This window comes from Massilia genomosp. 1, from assembly GCF_011682185.1.
Classification (GTDB): domain Bacteria; phylum Pseudomonadota; class Gammaproteobacteria; order Burkholderiales; family Burkholderiaceae_D; genus Telluria_A; species Telluria_A rubra.
On record NZ_WHJF01000533.1, the window covers coordinates 1 to 289 of the forward strand.

At 63.0% G+C, this 289-nt stretch carries 1 pseudogene; it reads right to left on the minus strand.

Annotation, left to right across the window (positions count from 1 at the left end):
* Positions 1–131 precede the first annotated feature (131 nt).
* Positions 132–289 (minus strand): annotated as a pseudogene (locus F1735_RS37180) (pseudouridine synthase); the annotation flags it as partial.

Genomic DNA, 289 nt, shown 5'->3' on the forward strand with positions numbered 1-289 from the left:
GTGTGTTTCGGCCTGAAAGGCGCGTGTGCGCTTGCATGAAAACTGTCGCCCCCGCGCCTTGGCGCGGGGCGACGACTATGAGGTCAGTGGTCAACACGGTGCCGCTCACTCTGACCCCGGTTAGAAAATCTTCAGATTTTCTTCATGTCGCCGGCTGCCACTTCCACCCATTCCCCGGGCATCAAGGGGTGCGTCGCCAGCGAAAACGGCCCGATGCTGCTGCGTACCAGCCGCAGGGTCGGCAATCCCACCGCGGCCGTCATGCGCCGCACCTGGCGATTCTTCCCTT